A 17,653-nucleotide genomic window follows, 5' to 3' on the forward strand; every position below is an offset into this window, starting at 1 on the left:
CACGTAGCCCGAACGGAAAAGGTCGGGTTTTGGGGAGGCAGAGCCTCCCCAAAAGAGCTGCTGCATAATTAAATCCAAGGATTCATATGAAACGGTTTATTTCTTTTGCCCTTGTCACCTTGATATCGCTGATTCTGCTTGGCGCAGGCGGGGCATTTGGCCTGTATGTATACATGTCCCACGACCTGCCAAGCATTACCAAGGTGCACGACTACCGCTTACCCCAGGTAACCACCGTGTATGCGCGTGACGGCAGCGTTCTGGGTCAGTTTTTTGAAGAAAAGCGCTATCTTGTGAACCTGGACCAAATGCCGCGCTACTTGATTGACGCTTTTTTGGCAGCGGAAGATGCCCGTTTTTTTGAGCACCCCGGCATTGATATTCGCGGTATTTTGCGGGCCGTTATTGCCAACCTTGCAGCAGGCGACACCCGTAGCGGCGGCAGCACCATTACCCAGCAGGTCATCAAGCGCGTACTGCTTACGCCGGAACGCAGCTATGAACGCAAGGCCAAAGAAGCCATTCTTTCCTACCAGCTTGAAAAATATCTCACCAAAGAAGAAATTCTGTATTTGTACTTGAACCAGATTTTCTTCGGCAACAACGCCTATGGGGTTGAAGCAGCCGCCCGCACCTATTTTGCCAAGCATGTGCAAGACCTTACCGTGGCAGAATCTGCCATGCTGGCGGGCTTGCCGCAGGCACCTTCCAAGTTCAACCCCTACCGCAACCCTTCTGACGCACGCAACAGGCAGTTGTATGTGCTGGAACAAATGCTGGACAAGGGCTTCATAACCCGCGCCGTATATGAACAGGCCAAAGCAGAACCCATGGTGTACAAGGCCATGCCGGAGCCTTCATGGACAGTGGGAGCCTGGTACCTGGAAGAAGTACGCCGCCAGCTTATTGAATTTTTTAAGGAAGAAAACGTGAAAGCCCTTGGCTTGCCCATAGATATTTATGGCAAGGACGCAGTGTATCAGGCCGGGTTGCATGTATACACTGCCATGGACCCTGTGCACCAGATAGCTGCGGAAAATTCGCTGCGCGAAGGGTTGCACGCCGCCTGTAAGCGCCGGGGCTGGCGTGGCCCGCTGGAAAACATTACCCAAGACAAGTATTCGGCTTTTCTGCAAAAACACCCCTTTGCCCCTGCCATGCTGGAAAACGCCGGGTGGGTTCAAGGTTTGGTGGTGCATGTGGATAAGGAAAAAGCCACCGTGCGTTTGGGCAAGGACTTTACTGGCACTATTTCTATTAAAACCACTGGGTGGGCAAGAACGCCCAACACCAATATTTCCCCTGAAGCTGCCGGGCAAGTGCGCGACTTAACCCGCGTACTCACCGTGGGCGACGTGGTGTGGGTTTCCGCCATTGGTACCCAAGGAACTGAAAACCCGGTAAGCGTGCCAGCCCAGCCCAGCCCGAAGAAAGGGGCCGGGGTGCCTGCCTATCAGGCAAGTAACTTTACCCAGGCAACCTCCATTCCCCTAGCCCTGGAACAGTGGCCAGACCTGCAAGGGGCCGTAGCTTCCATTGATATTGCCAGCGGCGACCTTGTAGCCATTGCCGGGGGCTATGCCTTTTCCACGGAAAGCCAGTTTAACCGGGCCACCCAGGCCACGCGCCAGCCCGGTTCTTCCTTCAAGCCCATTGTGTATTCCGCTGCCCTGGATAACGGTTTTACCGCAGGCAGCATTTTGCTGGATGAACCCTTTGTGCTGCCAGCCGCCGCAGGCCGGGCAGAATGGAAGCCGGGGAACTTTGACGGTTCCTACCTTGGCCCCATTCCGCTTATTACGGCCCTTGCTAAGTCGCGCAACGCCTGCACCGTGCGTGTTGCCTACCAAATTGGCGTGCAGGCCATGGTGCAACGGGCCAGGGACTTGGGCATTCCCGGCAATATTCCCCCGGTATTGGCCTTAAGCCTTGGCAGCTATGAAGCAACCCCCCTGACCATGGCAGAAGCGTATACCGCCTTTGCCAATGAAGGGAAATACGTGCAGTCGCGCAAAATTACCAAAATCCAAAACAGTTGGCGCGAAGACCTTGTGGACTTTGTACCCAACGTGCGCCAGGCCATAACCCCGCAAAACGCCTATATTATGTCGTATTTGCTGAAAGAAGTGGCCACTGCAGGCACAGGGGCCAGGGCCAGCGTGCTGGGCCGCCCTGTGGGGGGCAAAACAGGCACTTCCAACGATGAACGCGACGGCTGGTTCATTGGTATTTCCCCGTATATTACCACCAGCGTGTGGGTGGGGTATGACAATAACAGCCCCATGGGCCGCATGGAAACTGGCGGGCGCGCTGCCCTGCCCATTTTCATCAAGTACCGCCAAATGGTAGACAGCTTGTACCCACCGCAAGACTTTAAGGTGCCGGAAGGCATTACCACGGCCAACATTGACATGGAAACGGGCTTTCTTTCCGGGCCGGGCACGGCCAAAAGCCGGGTGCTGCCGTTTATTGCGGGTACGGAGCCCACTGTGGTTTCCGGGGAGGGGTTTGCCCCCATGGATGAGGCGACGGAAGGTGGGATCGACTTGCTCAAGCAGTTCTAACTTCCGCTCGGGCGTCGTAGAGATGAACAGCCAGCAAAGCTGTCTGTTCACTCCGCCCTCTCTCCACGGCTCGCTACGCTCGCGACTGCCGTCGGCTTTAGGGAAGGGGGTTAGAGCCAAAGAGCCCACCCCCCTAGGGAAAAAGCTTGCGCCTTGCCAAACGAAAAAATACAGCCCTTCCTCAAGCCTTTGCTACTGAGCTTTTCGTGTAATGACGAGCCTCCCTGACCCAACGGCTCGTTGGGCCCGCGCCTTGCTAAACGAAAAAACTCTGTACTACCAAACTCATTAAGGTTTTCCATGCAATCTATTGTTCCCAATGCCTACCCCGCCCCCACCAGCGCCCCTGGCATTGTGCGCATTTTGTGCCTGGGCGACGTGGTAGCCCAGCCGGGGCGCAGGGTGTTGCAAGAGCTGTTGCCCGGTTTGCGGCAGCGGTTAGAGCTGGACATGATTATTGCCAATGGGGAAAACAGCGCAGGCGGGGTGGGCATTACTGCCACCACAGCCAATGATTTATTCCGGGCCGGGGTGGATGTGATTACCACAGGCAACCACGTGTGGCGGCACAAGGAATGCCTTGCGTACATTGGCAAGGAGCCTCGGCTGCTGCGGCCAGCCAACTACCCCCCCAAAGCGCCGGGGCGTGGCCTTGGGTTATTTTCCCTGCCGGGTGGCAGGCAGGTGGCTGTGTTGAATTTGCTGGGCAGGGTGTTTATGGACGCGGTGGACTGCCCTTTTCAGGTAGCAGAGCGCCTGTGCGCTGAAGCGCGGGAGCATACCCCCCTCATTCTGGTAGACTTTCATGCCGAGGCCACCAGCGAAAAACGCGCCCTGGCCTGGTTTTTAGACGGCAAGGCCTCCTTTGTTTTTGGTACGCATACCCATGTACAAACGGCAGACCCCATGATATTGCCGCAAGGCACGGCTTGCCTTACCGACCTTGGCATGTGCGGGGTGGAAGCAGGTTCTGTGCTGGGTATGCAGCAGGAAACGTCCGTGCGCCGCTTTACCACAGCCTTGCCGCACCCGTTTGTTTCTGCCAAAGGGGAACCGGGCCTTAATGGGGCCCTTGTGGAACTGGACGCCGCCACAGGCAAGGCCACGGTAATTCACTTGGTGCGCCGGGGCGGGGTCAGTGTGCTGGCAGTGTAAGGGAAACGCTGATTTATTCCGTTTGGCGGTGTTGTTTCACTTTTTTTGAAACAGTCATGGACAGAAGAGTTGACTCGGCCCGTCCTGGGCCTCGGCATTCGGCTCCCGCCTTGCAGGCAGTTTCCAATTCCGCTTTCCTGCGGAATTGTCACTCCTGCTTCAAAAAAAGCTTACGCCTAGCCAAACGAAATAACTGCGCGTTTCCAAAATACACTCTAATCAGTGGTTCCTAAGTATTTCTCTGTCTTGGCTCATGATTACATAAAACATGCAGGCGGCTCATGGTAGCCGCTCTCATAACATCATAAAGGATTCATATGCGCTCCATCCTCTCTTCAGCCCTTGCTACCCTGACCATGGCCTGCCTGCTGCTGGGCGCACCCGCCTTTGCTGCCACCGCACCCGCCTCTGCGCCTGCCAAAGCGCCTGCCACCGGGGCAGCTAGCCCTGCGGCCACAGCCCCTATGGAAAAGCCTCCGGTGCGCGACCTTTCAGGCCAAATGGCGGCAGACGATGCCGACCTGCGCGCAGCACTGCAACCAAAGCCCAAAGGCAAGGCCGCCGCAAAGGCTCGCCCCACCTATGAAGAGTGCGACAAAAACACCGACGGCCTGCTCAGTTCTTTTGAATTTCGCGGGTGCTTTCCCCGTTCCGGGGCAAAATTTATGATTATTGACTACAACAAAGATAATAAAGTGGGTAAAGAAGAAATTGAACGCTACCTTGGCGAACCCAAAATAGCCAAGGCCCGCAAGCCAGAAACTACCCCGGAACAACGCAAGGCCCTGCGCGAAACACGCAAGGAACAGCGCCAAAAGGCCCAGCAGCCGCGCCGCAGCAGGCCTGCCACCACCATGCAGTAAAAAAATACTGAATACGTAAACGCACAGTGGGCTGGATTTGTTCCAGCCCACTGTGCGTTTACTCGTTTAGAGCATTTTACCTTTGAAACGTTGTATTCATTTTCCGTAATACACATGGGCAACTCAACATAACCCAAGGTGATAATAGAATAAAACGACACGCTTGGCGAATGTCTGCTGCGCGTCCACAGAGCATTTCAAAGTTGAAATGCTCTAGTACGTGCGCAAATAAATTGCCCTTATGCCTACGCAGGGAAGCATTGAATAAATCAGCGTTTCTCAAATCCCATATGTAAGGCCTGCCCCTGGGGCGCAGTGCAGGCTTTGGCACATGCGGTTACACAATCACCGCACTGCACGCATTCGCTGCGTGGCGGGCCATTTTTGCGCCGCACAGGCAATTGTAGCGAGCAGGCCGCTTCACACATACGGGCATGGCGTGGGCAGGTGCAGCGGGTGGCGTTCCAGGCAACGCCAAACCCTTGTTGTGTGCAGGCAGCCGCCAGGGCAAGGCAGGCCGCCTGGGGGCACACCCGGCACCACAGGCGTTTTCCGGTGAGTACTTCAGCCAGCAGCACCGCCACTGGCAAGGCCAGGGCCACAAGTACGGCAGCCATCCCTTCATGGGCTTGCAGGGAGAGCAGGGAAAGTTCACCAGGCAGGGAAACGCTGTTAAGCACAGGAAAGCCCAGCCATGCAGCTAAAATAATCCCCAGCAAACACAGCCCGGTGCGAACGCGAAACCATTGGCGGTATGCCGTGGGGGGGGAAGAAGCTGGCGGTGTAGCCTTTGGGGGCGCAAAACGGCGGCGCAGGGTATGGGCCACTTCGGAAAGCAGGCCAAAGGGGCACAGCCAGCCGCAAAACACCCGCCCAAACAGCAGGGCAAGTAGTAATACAATACCAGCCCCGGCCCATAAGCTGAAGGGCACCAAGCCCCCCAGCAGGGCTTGCATGGCGCTTACTGGGTCGGCAAAGGGCACATTAAACACGTTCAGGGCATACAGGGAACCACTAATGCCCACAAAGCCTTGGCTGTGCAGCCATGGCAAAAGCAGAAACAGCATAAACACACTGCACTGCACCGGGCGGCGCAAGCGCACATACCAGCGGTTGCCAAAGGGAAGTGGCCTGGGGGCAGGGGAATGGTGCCGCTGCTCCGTAGTTGCCGTTGCCCCACGGCTTGCCTCTGCTCTTGCTTCTTCTGCCTTGGGGCTGCTTTGCGCTTCCATAGCGGCTGCCGCTGCGGCAGCGAAGGCCGAAGGGCAGGAAACCGTGCGCTCAGGTGGTATGGAGTGTTCTGGCAAAAGTCCGGCCATATTTTCAGTAAAGGTGGTTGTTGGCATTGGCATGGGCTACCTTTTCTCCGGCACAGTGGTAATGGCCTTTTCAGGGCATACATATTCACACACGCCGCACCCCACGCACGCATCTGTAATGGTGGGCAGTATGCCGCCTTCCAGAATAATGGCTTTGCCACGCAACGGGCAACGGTCATAGCATGTCCAGCACATGGTGCCGCCCTTATAGTTCAGGCACTGGTCTTTTATCATAATAGCCCGGCCCATGTTGGCCTTTTCCATGCTGGTCACGCTGGCGTCCAGCGCGCCGGAAGGACAGGCCGGCGGGCACTTCATGCACAGCCAGCACGGGGTGTGCCGGGGCACAATAACCGGGGTGTTGCGCGTTTTGCCCCACCCGCCAGCAAGGCGCACCGCCTGCCAGGGGCAGGCATGCACGCATTGCCCGCAACGGATGCAGCGGCGCAAAAATTCTTGTTCCGCCACAGCCCCCGGTGGGCGCAAGGGAGTAAAAAACGGCTTCATGTTCCAGCCTTGGCCAGTTTGCGCGGTTTGTGCGGCGGGCAGGGAATGGTGCCTTCTTCCCCCAACTCGTCCTCGCAGGTAAGCAAGGCCAACTCAACGGAAACCACGCCTTCCAGCGCCAGCACCTCGTTCACCGTGGTTTCCAGCTCCAGCATGGGCGCTTCCAGCACCGCCGCAAATCTGCCGGTATCCTCAATAGGCTCCAGTGCAGAAATATACGGCAAAGCCGCCAAGCTCGCCACCACTGCCGCTTCCTGCCCGCCCACAGGCGTAATCACAAGCCCCGTAATTGCCATTACTTACCTCTCTGCGATTTGCAATTTGGGGAGGCTCTGCCTCCCCAAACCCCACCGCCAAGGGCATGATGCCCTTGGAACCCCTATCAGCGTTTGCTTGCCCGCAAGGCGGGAAAGCAAACGCAAATATGAGGGTCAAGGGGAATCATTCCCCTTGCAGGGGGTATGGGGGACGGAGTCCCCTAGTATTCTACCTATTATGCCTTGCGGATGCGTACGGCGCAGATTTTGTATTCTGGCTCGCGGGAGATGGGGTCTGTGGCATCCAGGAACAGCTTGTTCACTAGCTTTTCTGGGTCAAAGAAGGGCACAGCCACTAGGCCTTTTTTGCACACTTCGGTTATCCGTGCGGGCAGGGCCATGCTATCGCGCCGCGTTTCCAGCATCACGCTGTCGCCTTGGGCAATGCCTGCTGTGCTGGCGTCTTCGGGGTGAATTTCCACAAAGGCATGGGGGTTGGCCCGCATCAGTTCAGGCACTTTACCTGTCATTGTGGCGGTGTGCCAGTGGTCAATAACCCGCATGGAAGTGAGGTACAGGGGGAATTCGGCATCGGGTTCTTCTGCCGCGCCTTTGTGGGGGCGCATCCAAATAACGGCGCGTGCATCGGGCCTGCCGTAAAAGAATATCTTGTCCGGGTGGTCCAGGGGTACTAATGGGTCTTCCCCGCGCACGTAGCGCAAAAGGGTGCCGGGGTGGGTTTCATCCGGGCAGGGCCATAGCAGGCCAGATTCTTTGCGCAGGCGATCCCGTGTCATACCGTAAAAGTCGTAGGTGGTGCCTTTGGCCACCATGCGCCATTCGTCCCACACTTCTTCCGCATTGGCAAAGGCCACCAGCTTGGGGTCTACCCCGGCGCGCTTGGCAAATTCCACCAGGGTGTTCACGGTGGGGCGGCACTGGGCAGGCGGTTCCACGGCTTTTTCAATAAGGGCGTAGCGGCGCTCGCCGCAGCCATACACGCCGTCGCGTTCACACCAGAAGGCCGGGGCAAGAACGAGGTCGGCATAGCGCAGGGTAATGGCGTCCGGGAAGGCTTCAATGCTTACAATGAAGGAATCGGGGTTGGCCATGGCCTTGTGTACCTTGTTCAGGTTGGGCAGGGTTTGGGCCGGGTTTGTTTCGCAAATAATCATGGCCTTGATGTCGCCCTTGCCCAGGGCTTCAAACATGGCCACGGTGTGGTAGCCGGGCTTGTCGCTGATGGTGCCGGGGGCAACGCCCCACAGGGTTTCCATTTCTTCCCGGTGCTTGGGGTTGGTCACGGAGCGCCCGGCAGGGAGAATGTGGGAAAGCACGCCGCCGTCGCGCACACCGCCGCAGGCATTGGGCTGCCCGGTAAGGGAAAAGGGCGTGGCCCCGGGGCGGCAAATGTGCCCTGTAAGCAGGTGCAGGTTGTGAATAAGGTTGTTGGCGGCAACCCCTTGTACCCGCTGGTTAATGCCCATGCACCACAACGATGTGCTGGCGGTGGATTCGGCAAATGTTTTGGCAGCTTCCCAAATTTGCGCTTCGGGAATATTGCAAATGGCGGCCACTTTTGCCGGGGTATAGTCTTCCAGAAACGCCTTGTACTCTTCCATGGTGGCAGGCTTGCCTTCCAGGTTCATGAACGTGGCGTATTTGTTCCAGAAGCGGGGGTTGTCCAGCTCTTCATGCAGAATAACCCAGGCCATGGCGTGCATAAGGGCCAGGTCTGTGCCAGGGCGAAACTGGATGTGCAGGTCGGCAATGCGGGAAGTGTTGGTGCGGCGCGGGTCTGCCACAATCACTTTAATGCCCGGCTCTGCCTGCTTGCGGCGGGCAATGCGGCGGAACAGCACCGGGTGCGCTTCCGAGGTGTTGGAACCAATAATAAAGAAGCAGGTGGCTTTGTCTATGTCGCTGTACGAACCCATGGGTTCGTCTTTGCCAAAGGTGGTGGTGTAGCCACCCACGGCAGAAGCCATGCACAAGCGTGGGTTGCCGTCTACGTTGTTGGTGCGAAAGCCAGCCTTGAATATTTTGTTGGCAACGTAGGATTCTTCCGTAAGGCACTGGCCTGAACCGTACCAGGCAACGGAGTTTGGGCCATGGGTATCAATTGCCCCGCGAAACTTGGCAGCCATAAGGTCCAGGGCCTTGTCCCAGGAAATAGGCTCCAGGGGGGCATTCTTGCTTTTGCGGTACAAAGGCTGTGTGACCCTGTCTGGCGAGTTGAGAACGGGAATAAGCAGGGAGCCTTTTAAACACAAAAGGCCTGCGTTGTGGTTGTTGGGGTCGCCCTTAATGGCAACGGCCTTGCCGTTTTTTACCCCCACAATAACGCCGCAGCCTGTGCCACAGTAGCGGCACACGCCTTTTATCCATTTTTCCGGGGAATCGTTCTGGCTGGCGGCAAAGGCCCGCAGGGGGCCACTGCCTGCCGCAATGGCTGCGGCAAGGGCCATGTTGCGTAAAAATTCACGGCGTGAACTGTTCATAGTGTATTCTCCTTGGTGGCAGCACTGTGTGCAGGCCATGCAGCGGGTGTGGCAGGCCGGGTGCTTTGTGGCTGCGCTATTGTGGCAACCCGCGCATAGGCTGAAACAGGGCTGGGAGGCATAAGAAGCCTCTCAATCATACGGCTGAAGGGCCTCTATTCTAATGTTTTTTTGTCGGTCGCCTGGCGGAAAGTATAGGCGCTGCCGTGCATGGGGCTTTGGTGGTAGGGGTGGCAGGTGGAACAGTCGTCCCGCTTGCCGAACTTGGCTTCCATGCGGTCAATGCTCAAGGAATGGCACCGGGCGCAAATATCCACCCCTGGGCGGCGTGTAAAGGGAATGGAGCCTTTGCCGTCTGGTTCACCGTGGCAGGTTTGGCAGCGCACCAGGGTTATGCCGTGTTTGCTTTCATACCATTGCTGGGCAATACGCGGGGTGACCTTTACGTGGCAGCCGTAACAGTCGCCCATGCGGTCCGGATCGTCCAGATGTTTCGCCGCTTCGCAGCGTTCAGCCGGGAATGCCCAGGAAATGTAGGCAAAATAAGCGCCCCCCAGCAGCAGCCCCAGCACAATGAGCGAGGGAATAATCACAATTGGTTTGCGTAACGGGCAGCTCATTTGGGCATCTCCTCCAGTTTACTCTTGAACTTTGCGTTGTGGGGCAGGCGTGCGTCAAAGGGGGGCAAGTGGGCCATGTTCATGTGGCACCCTGCACACCCGCTACGGGCCTGTCCATTTTTCCCCAAATAGGAATCGTGGGCCAGTTTCCCCTCGGCGGAAACCGGGCCGTCGCCCTTGGCATTGCGGGTAAGGTCGTTGTGGCAGGCAAGGCAGTTGGCGTCGTCCACAAAGCGGCGGGCAGCGGGCTGCATGGCGGCTCTGTCCCAAGTTTCCCGTGGCTGCACATAATGCACCCATACATCTTTTATGCCCATAAAACTTTTGGCAGCCATCATGCGCACCACGCCAGAACCTGGCACGTGGCATTGGGTACACCCAATGGGGTTCCCCTGGGCGTCTTTGGCATGGGGGGAGGCTTCCAGCTCTTTCTGGTATACGCGCATTTCATGGCACGAAAGGCAAAATTCCGTCCGCTGGGTTTGGGAAATGCCCACCTTTGTGCCAATGGCAATAACCAGTAACATTACTGCCGCCACCCCGTAGCGTTTTCGTAAGCGCATACGGCCTTCTCCTTCCTCATTCTTCTGGCATATCATGCCAAAAAAAGAACACCTGTGCGCTGCTCCTACGCCCCTTGCGTGGGGGAGCGCACAGAATTTGAATGTCTCATTCTCTTACCAATGCATAACAAGAACTATGCCATGGGGTTCTTTTTTTCACTATGTTGAATTTATTGATATTAAATTGGCTGCATCTGTGGCAACCGTCTTGCTGTTCTTGACGCATTCAGAAAAAGATGACACACCTGTCAGAAATAGATGACTGTTGCCGGATTTTTGTGATTCTTGCCTGAAAAATGAACCTGTAAGGAATGTATGACTGTTGGTTTGTAACCTGTTGTGCGGAGAAGTGTATGTCACGTTATCCTTTGCGGGTGTATGCAGTGCCTTTTTTGTTTTCCCTTGTGTGGCTTGTGCTGGTGTTTGGCTTGTTCCAGCGGGGGGTGGCTGGTGAACAGCAGCACGCCCATGACCTTGTGCGCCTGCAAGCCCGTACCCTGGGCGACCAGATGCTGGACACCCGCGCCTGGAACACCATGCACGGCGGGGTGTATGTGAAGGAAAGCGAGTACGGCCAGGCCAACCCCTGGCTGCCGGAAGCCATACAGCGCGCCACCTTGCAGGACGGCACCCCCCTGGTGCTGATGAACCCGGCCTACATGAGCCGCCAGATAGCCGACTTTACCACCAGCCGGGGCACACAAATTCGTATTGTCAGCCATGCCCCCCTGAACCCCAAAAATAAGGCCGATGCCTGGGAAGAAGAGGCCATACGCGCCCTCAAGGCCGGGCAGGCAGAAGCCTTTGGACACACTCCAGCAGGCAGCAGCCCTGCAAGCCAGAACGGCCGGGATATTCAGGACGCCCGGAACAGACAGAATGGGCAGGAGCCCCTGGCCCTGCAAAGCCACGGGGTATACCGCTACATGGCCCCCCTGCCCACCGAAGAAAAATGCCTCATGTGCCATAAAGATGCCTCTGTGGGGGACGTGCGCGGCGGTATCAGCCTTACCCTGAATGATGCCCCTTTCCTGGGGGTAATGGAAAACCATGCCCGCACTTTGAGTTATTTTTATGGGCTTATGGGGTTTACGGGGGTTATGGGCATTGGCGGTGCTTCCTACATTCTTACCCGCAAGCGGTTGCAGGCAGAAGAAAAAGCCCGTATGCAGAATGCTTTTCTGGCCAATATGAGCCACGACATGCGCACCCCCATAAGTGGTATTGTGAGCATGAGTGAACTGTTGTGTGAAAATGCCACTCCCGCCAAGCGTACCGCTGCAATGTACATGCATGCCGCTGCCGCTGCCCTGCTGGAAATGATTACCGACATAACCACCCACGCCAAGCTGGAAACAGGCAAGTTTACGTTGCAGGAAGACGTGTTTTTGCTGGCCCCTGCCCTGGAACAGTGCCTGGATATGTTCCGCCCTGTGTGCCGGGAAAAGGGGCTACTACTTTCCCTTACCGTTGCCCCTGATGTGCCTGCCACCCTGGTGGGTGATTCGTTCCGCCTGCGCCAGGCCTTGGGCAATTTGGTGGGCAATGCCGTAAAATTTACGCAAACAGGGGAAGTGCACTTGCAGGTTACCTGCACCTCACAGCATTTGGGGCAGCCGTATGTGGCAGGGCAAGAACATGTTGTGTTGCAAATAGCCGTGCAAGACACAGGCCCAGGGGTGCCACAGGAAGAGCGGGATACCATTTTTGAGCGCTTCACCCAGGGCGGTGCCGGAAAGCAACAACCCGGCACAGGACTTGGGCTTGGTATTGCACGGGATATTGCCCGGCTTATGGGGGGCTCCCTGTGGCTGGAAGATGCCCCTGGCGGCGGCAGCGTGTTTACCCTGCGGGTTGTGTGCCGCGTGCCCGGCCCGAAGCAGGAGCCGCAAAAGCTGGTGCAAGAGCAAGCGCAGAAGGAGCATGGCACATCAAGCATTGCCGCTGCCACGGGCAATGAAGTTCCCTGCACCACTCCGGGTATTTTGGTTGAAGCGCCGCAGGCTGGTCTTCCTGCCCAGGTCGTCATGAGTGCTCAGGCAATTAACTATGCCAGCCCTGCTGTGGGGCTTTCTGTGGCAGGGCAAGCCCCGCCCCCCCAATGCCAGGCTGGTTCGCCTTCGCCCCTGCGTATTCTGGTGGCGGAAGATGCCAGGGTCACCACCTTTTTTATTGGCGATGTGCTGGAGCGGGCCGGGCATGAGGTGTGCACTGTGCAAAGCGGCACTGAAGCCCTTGAAGCCCTTGCCACGCAGTGCTTCCACCTGTTGCTGCTGGACATGTACCTGCCGGGTAAAACCGGGCTGGAAGTGCTGGCCCACCTGAAGGAAATGCAGCCCGGCAGAACCTTGGTCATGCCGGTTATCAGCATGAGTGCCACCCAGGATGGAGCCACAGAGCAGGCCTTGTTGCAGGCCGGGGCCTGTACCCACCTGACCAAACCTTTTACTGCGGCAGCCCTGCTTGAAGTAGTGCATGCCCTTTACCCCAAAGGGGAACCAGTGCAGCAGGAAAATGATGTGTTTTGTATGGATGAAGCCCTGGAACGTGTGGAAGGCAACAAGGGCCTGTTGCACCACATGGCACAGTTGTTTTTGCAGGAACTGCCGGGGCAGCGTGCCGCCCTGGCCCAGGCCGTTGCCAGCCTGCGCGAAGATAAGGTGGCCCTTGTGGCCCACGCCCTGAAAAACTCCAGCGGGATGCTGGGGTTAAAACGTATGCAAACCACCTGCGCCCAGCTTGAAGAAGCCGCCACTGCAAGGGCCGACAATTTGCCGTGGTCGGTTACCGATGCCGCCATAGGTGAGGCCCACAGTGCTTTGCAACAGTTTGTAGGGTCACAGGATGGGCAACCAGCATGAAATTACTGGTGATTGACGACGAATTGCTGGTGCGCGTACTGGCCCAGGAAGCAGGCAGCGCCCTTGGGCACACGGTGGTAGGGGCTGAAACCTTGCACAAAGGGTTGGCCCTGGCCAGGGAAGGGGTGGACATGGTGCTGCTGGATGCTTTTTTGCCAGACGGCAACGGGCTGGAGCATGTGGCTACCCTGCGCAACCTGCCTGCCCGGCCGGAGGTGCTGGTTATAACTGGCTACAGCGACGGAGAGGCCGTGGAAAAGGCTCTGTATGGCGGGGCTGTGGAGTTTTTAACAAAGCCCCTTTCCTTGCCTGTGCTGAAGCAGCGCATTGCCCAGCTTGCTGCCTTTCGGGAGGCAAAGGCCGACAAAAGCACCCTTGCTCCTTTGCGGCGTTCCGGCATTCTGGGCAACAGCCCCACCCTTGAAAGTGCCCTGCAACTATTGGCTGAAGCCGCAGGCAGTAATGTGAACGTGCTGCTACTGGGGGAAACCGGGGTAGGGAAAGACCTGTTTGCCCAGGCCCTGCACAGCAACAGCCCCCAGGCCGGGGGGCCGTTTATTACGGTAGACTGCGCCGCCCTGCCCCCCACGCTGGTGGAAAGCCAGTTGTTTGGCCACGCCAAGGGGGCATTTACCAGTGCAGACCGCAAGTATAACGGCTTGCTCAGCCAGGCCCATGAAGGCACCCTGTTTCTGGACGAAGTGGGGGAACTGCCCCTGCCCATGCAGGCCAGCTTTTTGCGGGTGCTGGAAACACGGCGCTTTCGTCCGGTGGGGGAAACAAAAGAGGTGGAAAGCAATTTCCGCCTGGTGTGCGCCACCAATAAAGAACTGGAAAAGCAGGCCCACATGGGGCTGTTCCGCACGGACTTGCTGTTCCGCCTGCAAGGGGTTACCGTGCGCATTCCTGCCCTGCGGGACCGAGTAGGCGACATTCCTGAACTGGCGCAATTTGCCGTGGCCCGGTTTTGCCTCCAGCACGGCATGGAAGAAAAGCACATAACCCCGGAATGTATGGACGCCCTTACCCATTATTCCTGGCCCGGAAACGTGCGAGAACTGTTCCACACCCTTGGGCAGGCCTGCCTTGCCGCAGGCAGGCAGGAACGGCTGTTTGTGGGCAACCTGCCCGCAGAAATGCGCGTTACCCTTACCCGCCAACGCTTGAGGGAAGCTGTGGTCCCTGTGCTGGCAGACCTTTCCCTGCCGGAAGAAAGCTTGCCCAGCCTGCGTGAATGGAAGGCCCAGGCCGAAAGCCAGTACCTGAAAACGTTGTTGCACCGGTATAAAAATGATATGCGCAAGGCAGCCGCTGTGGCGGGCGTTTCCCGCGGGCATTTGTACGAGCTCCTCAAAAAAGAAATCTAACGATGCATCCTTTTGTTACCATGCATAAAGGCGAATTGGCGCTGCGCGGCGTGTGGCTGCTGTGGTGTTGCTTTATGTTGGCCCTTAACCTGGATGAAGCATGGATTGTGTGGCACACGCCTTGGCTGTATCCTTTTGGAAATTCAGGGCCAGTGGCAGGGCTGTGGTATTATGCTTCACCAGGGGCATATGGCACCAAGCTTTTGTTAATGACGGTGTGGTACAGTGCCGGGGCATTTTTGTGCTTTCGCAAGGGCGTGCCTGCCCGTGTGCTTCTGGTGTTGCACGCGGGGGTAAGTGTGCTGCTGGTGCTGGCCATGCGGGCTGCTGTGATATATTAGTGAGAAGGAAAAATACATATGGATATACGCGGTTTCTGTTCCGGCCTTCGCTATGCCATGCCCATTATGCTGGGGTACTTCCCTGTGGGCTTTGCCTATGGGGTGCTGGCTGTTAAGGCAGGCCTCAGCCCTTTTTGGGCGGGCATGATGTCCTTTTTTGTCTATGCAGGGTCGGCCCAGTTCATTGCCGTGGGCATGCTGGTGGCAGGGGCTTCCGTGCCTGCCATTGTGCTGGTCACCTTTGTAGTGAACCTGCGCCACTTGCTTATGTCTGCCGCCCTTACCCCATTTGTGCGCACCTGGGGGGTGCCTGCCCAGGCCTGGTTTGCCTTTGAACTGACGGACGAAAGCTTTGCCATGAACCTTGGCCGGTTCAGCACCCGCGGGGCTTTTAAGCCGGAAACCTTTGGCATGAACTTTTTTGCCCATATAACCTGGGTTACGGCCGGGGTGCTGGGGGCTGCTTTTGGCAGCACAGGCAGTAACCTGGAAGCCTTTGGCCTTGATTTTGCCCTGGCAGGCATGTTTGTGGCCCTGCTGTTGCCCTGGCTACGCACCCAAAGGGGCCTGGCGGCTGCCCTGGTGGCGGGGGGCCTTTCCCTTGCCCTGGCAGAAGGCATGGGGGGCCAGCGGTTGCATGTGCTTGTGGCGGCAGTAGCAGGGGCCACCGTGGCCTGCCTGTTGCCAGAAAAGGCGCCTGCCAAGGAACAAGACACGGAGCACACCAATGCCTGATATCCTGTTGCTTATTGCAGGCATGACCCTGGTCACTTATTTGCCGCGTTGGCTGCCTATGCTGTTGCTTTCTTCCCGGCCCCTGCCCGGCTGGCTTACCCGGTGGCTCAGCATGGTGGCCCCTGCCATTTTTGGGGCGCTTTTAGCCCCTGCTCTGTTTTTGGCCCACACAGGGGAACCCGGCACGGCAAGCTATGCGCGGGATTATTCCTACCTTATTGCAGCGGTGCCAGCCTTTGCGGCGGGCTGGTATTTCCGTAGCTTTCTTGCTACCATTGCCGCAGGCATGGGGGCTATGGCCTTGTTGCGATTTTTCTCCTTCTAGGCTATGAAAACACTGTTTTTCCGTCTCCGCTCCAGCGGCGGGTAAGATGCTTCGGCGGCGTTACTCACCCTACCTCTACCTCATCTGAGTTATTCAGGAGAATAAATATGAAACGTCTTTGCATTGATTTTGGGAATATACTGGGCAAAGCTGCCCTGGCTGCTAGCGTGTTCGCCCTTTTTGCCCTGGCCCCCCTGCCTTCAGCCACGGCCGCAACGGTACCTTCCGCCACCCAGCCTGCCGCAGACCCTGCCCTGGAAGCTGCGGTAAAGCGCGTTTTGCGTGAAAACCCGGAACTTGTATTGGGTGTTCTGCGGGCCAACAGTGAAGTGGTGCTGGAAGCGGCCCAGCAAGGAAATATTTTACGCAAACGCAAGGGCATGCTGGCCCAATGGGCGCAAGACGCCAAAACCCCCAAGCAGATAGCCGTGGAAGAGGGCTTTTCCCGTGGGGCAGCCCAGGCCCCGGTTACGGTGGTCGCTTTTTCCGACTTTACCTGTGGCTATTGCCGCCAGGCAGAAGAAGCCATGCCTGCCCTGCTGGCAAAGTATAAGGGCAAGGTGCGTTTTGTCTTTAAACCCCTGCCCAAAACAGATAGCGAACTTTCCTACCTGGCTGCCCGTTATTGCGTAGCCGCCTTTGCCCAAAGCGAAGAAAAGGGCTGGGCGTATTACGATGCCCTGTTTGCCGGGGTGGAAGGGCTAGTGAACCAGGGGGAAGGCTTTTTGAAAGCCACAGGGACCAAGGTGGGCCTTGATGTGAAGCGCCTGACAGCAGACGCCACCAACAAGAAAACAGAAGAACGCCTTGGCTCCATTCGTGATGAAGCCGGAAGGCTTGATGTGCATGGCACACCCTACTTTTTTGTAAACAACCTGGTTATTCGCGGGGCTGTTTCCAAGGAACTGTTTGAGGAAGCCATTGAAATGGCACTTGCCCTCAAAAAATAATTACCGGCGTTTTGCATGACAAATGATACCCAAGGGGTAACAGCACCAGCGTTGTGGCAGTTTTGTCTACTACAGGTGTGGTTTTTGTTGCCCCTTATGCTTGTGCTTGGTTCTGTGCTGCTGCTGTGCGCTGTAATGGGAGAAGCCCCGGACACGCTGTTCAAAACAGTGAAGGACCAATACCCGGCGCTGGTTGCCTGCATGCGGCTTGTTTCCGCCTGCGGCAACATGGTTTTTTATGCGGTGTACGCATGGCTGCTTGCGCGGGGCCTGAGCCGTGGGCAGTGGCAGCTTATTTGCCTGCCTCTTGCCTATTTACTGGTACAGGTAGTTATAACGGCTGTGCTTGTGCAGGGAACGAAGGTGGTTGTAGGACGTTCCCGGCCCTATGCCGGGGAGCAGGGCCTGTACTTTTTTTCCACGCACAGTATCCATCACTCGTTCCCTTCTGGGCACACGGCAGAAATAACCGGGGCCACGGCCCCCCTGGCCCACAGCCTGGGTTCCCCGCTGTGGTGCCTGGCGCTGGGAGTGTTCCCGGCCGTGATGGGTTTTTCCCGTTTGGTGCTGCGTGAACACCACATGCTGGACGTGTTTGCCGGTGCTTTGGTAGGGTCGTTTTCCGCATGGTGCATCCTTGTTCTTGTGCCGGTGCTTATGCGCAGGTTGCCCTCTTTTTCGCTCTTTCGTCGGCTTGAAAAGTTTGCCCGGTAATTTTTTTTGTC

16 protein-coding genes are annotated in these 17,653 nt (G+C 57.2%); 10 read left to right on the top strand and 6 right to left on the bottom strand.

Features of this window, described 5'->3' with window-relative positions:
* Positions 1-86: 86 nt before the first annotated feature.
* The 3 genes from G497_RS0103090 (at position 87) to G497_RS16475 (ending at position 4,582) form a co-directional block, all read left to right on the top strand.
* The gene (locus G497_RS0103090) at positions 87-2,564 is read left to right on the top strand and encodes a penicillin-binding protein 1A (RefSeq protein WP_027187046.1); all 2,478 of its coding nucleotides are present in this window, start codon (positions 87-89) and stop codon (positions 2,562-2,564) included.
* A 300-nt stretch (positions 2,565-2,864) separates the two neighbouring features.
* Positions 2,865-3,719, top strand: coding sequence for a TIGR00282 family metallophosphoesterase (locus G497_RS16470; RefSeq protein ID WP_342663647.1), 855 nt, complete (start codon positions 2,865-2,867; stop codon positions 3,717-3,719).
* A 317-nt stretch (positions 3,720-4,036) separates the two neighbouring features.
* On the top strand, positions 4,037-4,582 hold the full coding sequence (locus G497_RS16475) for an EF-hand domain-containing protein (protein WP_034636330.1): 546 nt from the start codon (positions 4,037-4,039) through the stop codon (positions 4,580-4,582).
* Between the two features lie 269 nt (positions 4,583-4,851).
* Here G497_RS16475 and G497_RS16480 read toward each other — a convergent pair whose 3' ends face one another.
* From G497_RS16480 to G497_RS0103130, 6 genes are all read right to left on the bottom strand, one after another.
* Positions 4,852-5,934 (bottom strand): 4Fe-4S binding protein, encoded by a 1,083-nt coding sequence (locus G497_RS16480; RefSeq protein ID WP_051257780.1) that lies wholly within the window; start codon positions 5,932-5,934, stop codon positions 4,852-4,854.
* A 3-nt stretch (positions 5,935-5,937) separates the two neighbouring features.
* Entirely contained in the window at positions 5,938-6,408 is a 471-nt protein-coding gene (locus G497_RS0103110; RefSeq protein ID WP_027187047.1) for a 4Fe-4S dicluster domain-containing protein, read from the bottom strand.
* Positions 6,405-6,704 carry a hypothetical protein gene (locus G497_RS18890; RefSeq protein WP_051257781.1) on the bottom strand — a complete coding sequence of 100 codons (300 nt, stop codon included), beginning with the start codon at positions 6,702-6,704 and terminating at the stop codon, positions 6,405-6,407. Before G497_RS18890 ends, G497_RS0103110 begins: the two co-directional genes overlap by 4 nt.
* A 197-nt stretch (positions 6,705-6,901) precedes the next feature.
* Positions 6,902-9,166, bottom strand: a complete 2,265-nt coding sequence (locus G497_RS0103120) for a nitrate reductase (RefSeq protein ID WP_027187048.1) — start codon at positions 9,164-9,166, stop codon at positions 6,902-6,904.
* Positions 9,167-9,321: 155 nt separating this feature from the next.
* Complete coding sequence (locus G497_RS0103125) at positions 9,322-9,786, bottom strand: multiheme c-type cytochrome (protein WP_027187049.1); 465 nt, start codon at positions 9,784-9,786, stop codon at positions 9,322-9,324.
* Positions 9,783-10,349 carry a cytochrome c3 family protein gene (locus G497_RS0103130; protein ID WP_027187050.1) on the bottom strand — a complete coding sequence of 189 codons (567 nt, stop codon included), beginning with the start codon at positions 10,347-10,349 and terminating at the stop codon, positions 9,783-9,785. Before G497_RS0103130 ends, G497_RS0103125 begins: the two co-directional genes overlap by 4 nt.
* A 353-nt stretch (positions 10,350-10,702) precedes the next feature.
* On the opposite strand from G497_RS0103130, the gene G497_RS0103135 reads away from it, so the two are divergent.
* The 7 genes from G497_RS0103135 (at position 10,703) to G497_RS18895 (ending at position 17,642) form a co-directional block, all read left to right on the top strand.
* The gene (locus G497_RS0103135) at positions 10,703-13,210 is read left to right on the top strand and encodes an ATP-binding protein (RefSeq protein WP_027187051.1); all 2,508 of its coding nucleotides are present in this window, start codon (positions 10,703-10,705) and stop codon (positions 13,208-13,210) included.
* The gene (locus G497_RS0103140; protein WP_027187052.1) at positions 13,207-14,577 is read left to right on the top strand and encodes a sigma-54-dependent transcriptional regulator; all 1,371 of its coding nucleotides are present in this window, start codon (positions 13,207-13,209) and stop codon (positions 14,575-14,577) included. The genes G497_RS0103135 and G497_RS0103140 overlap by 4 nt, the downstream gene beginning before the upstream one ends.
* A gap of 2 nt (positions 14,578-14,579) precedes the next feature.
* Entirely contained in the window at positions 14,580-14,918 is a 339-nt protein-coding gene (locus tag G497_RS0103145; RefSeq protein ID WP_027187053.1) for a hypothetical protein, read from the top strand.
* Positions 14,919-14,936: 18 nt separating this feature from the next.
* Complete coding sequence (locus tag G497_RS16490) at positions 14,937-15,653, top strand: AzlC family ABC transporter permease (RefSeq protein ID WP_051257782.1); 717 nt, start codon at positions 14,937-14,939, stop codon at positions 15,651-15,653.
* The gene (locus tag G497_RS0103155) at positions 15,646-15,978 is read left to right on the top strand and encodes an AzlD domain-containing protein (protein ID WP_027187054.1); all 333 of its coding nucleotides are present in this window, start codon (positions 15,646-15,648) and stop codon (positions 15,976-15,978) included. Before G497_RS16490 ends, G497_RS0103155 begins: the two co-directional genes overlap by 8 nt.
* A 107-nt stretch (positions 15,979-16,085) precedes the next feature.
* Positions 16,086-16,928 carry a DsbA family protein gene (locus G497_RS0103160; RefSeq protein WP_034636334.1) on the top strand — a complete coding sequence of 281 codons (843 nt, stop codon included), beginning with the start codon at positions 16,086-16,088 and terminating at the stop codon, positions 16,926-16,928.
* Positions 16,929-16,943: 15 nt separating this feature from the next.
* Positions 16,944-17,642 (top strand): phosphatase PAP2 family protein, encoded by a 699-nt coding sequence (locus G497_RS18895; protein ID WP_084515948.1) that lies wholly within the window; start codon positions 16,944-16,946, stop codon positions 17,640-17,642.
* Positions 17,643-17,653 lie beyond the last annotated feature (11 nt).

This window comes from Desulfovibrio cuneatus DSM 11391, assembly GCF_000430005.1.
GTDB classification, from domain to species: domain Bacteria; phylum Desulfobacterota; class Desulfovibrionia; order Desulfovibrionales; family Desulfovibrionaceae; genus Frigididesulfovibrio; species Frigididesulfovibrio cuneatus.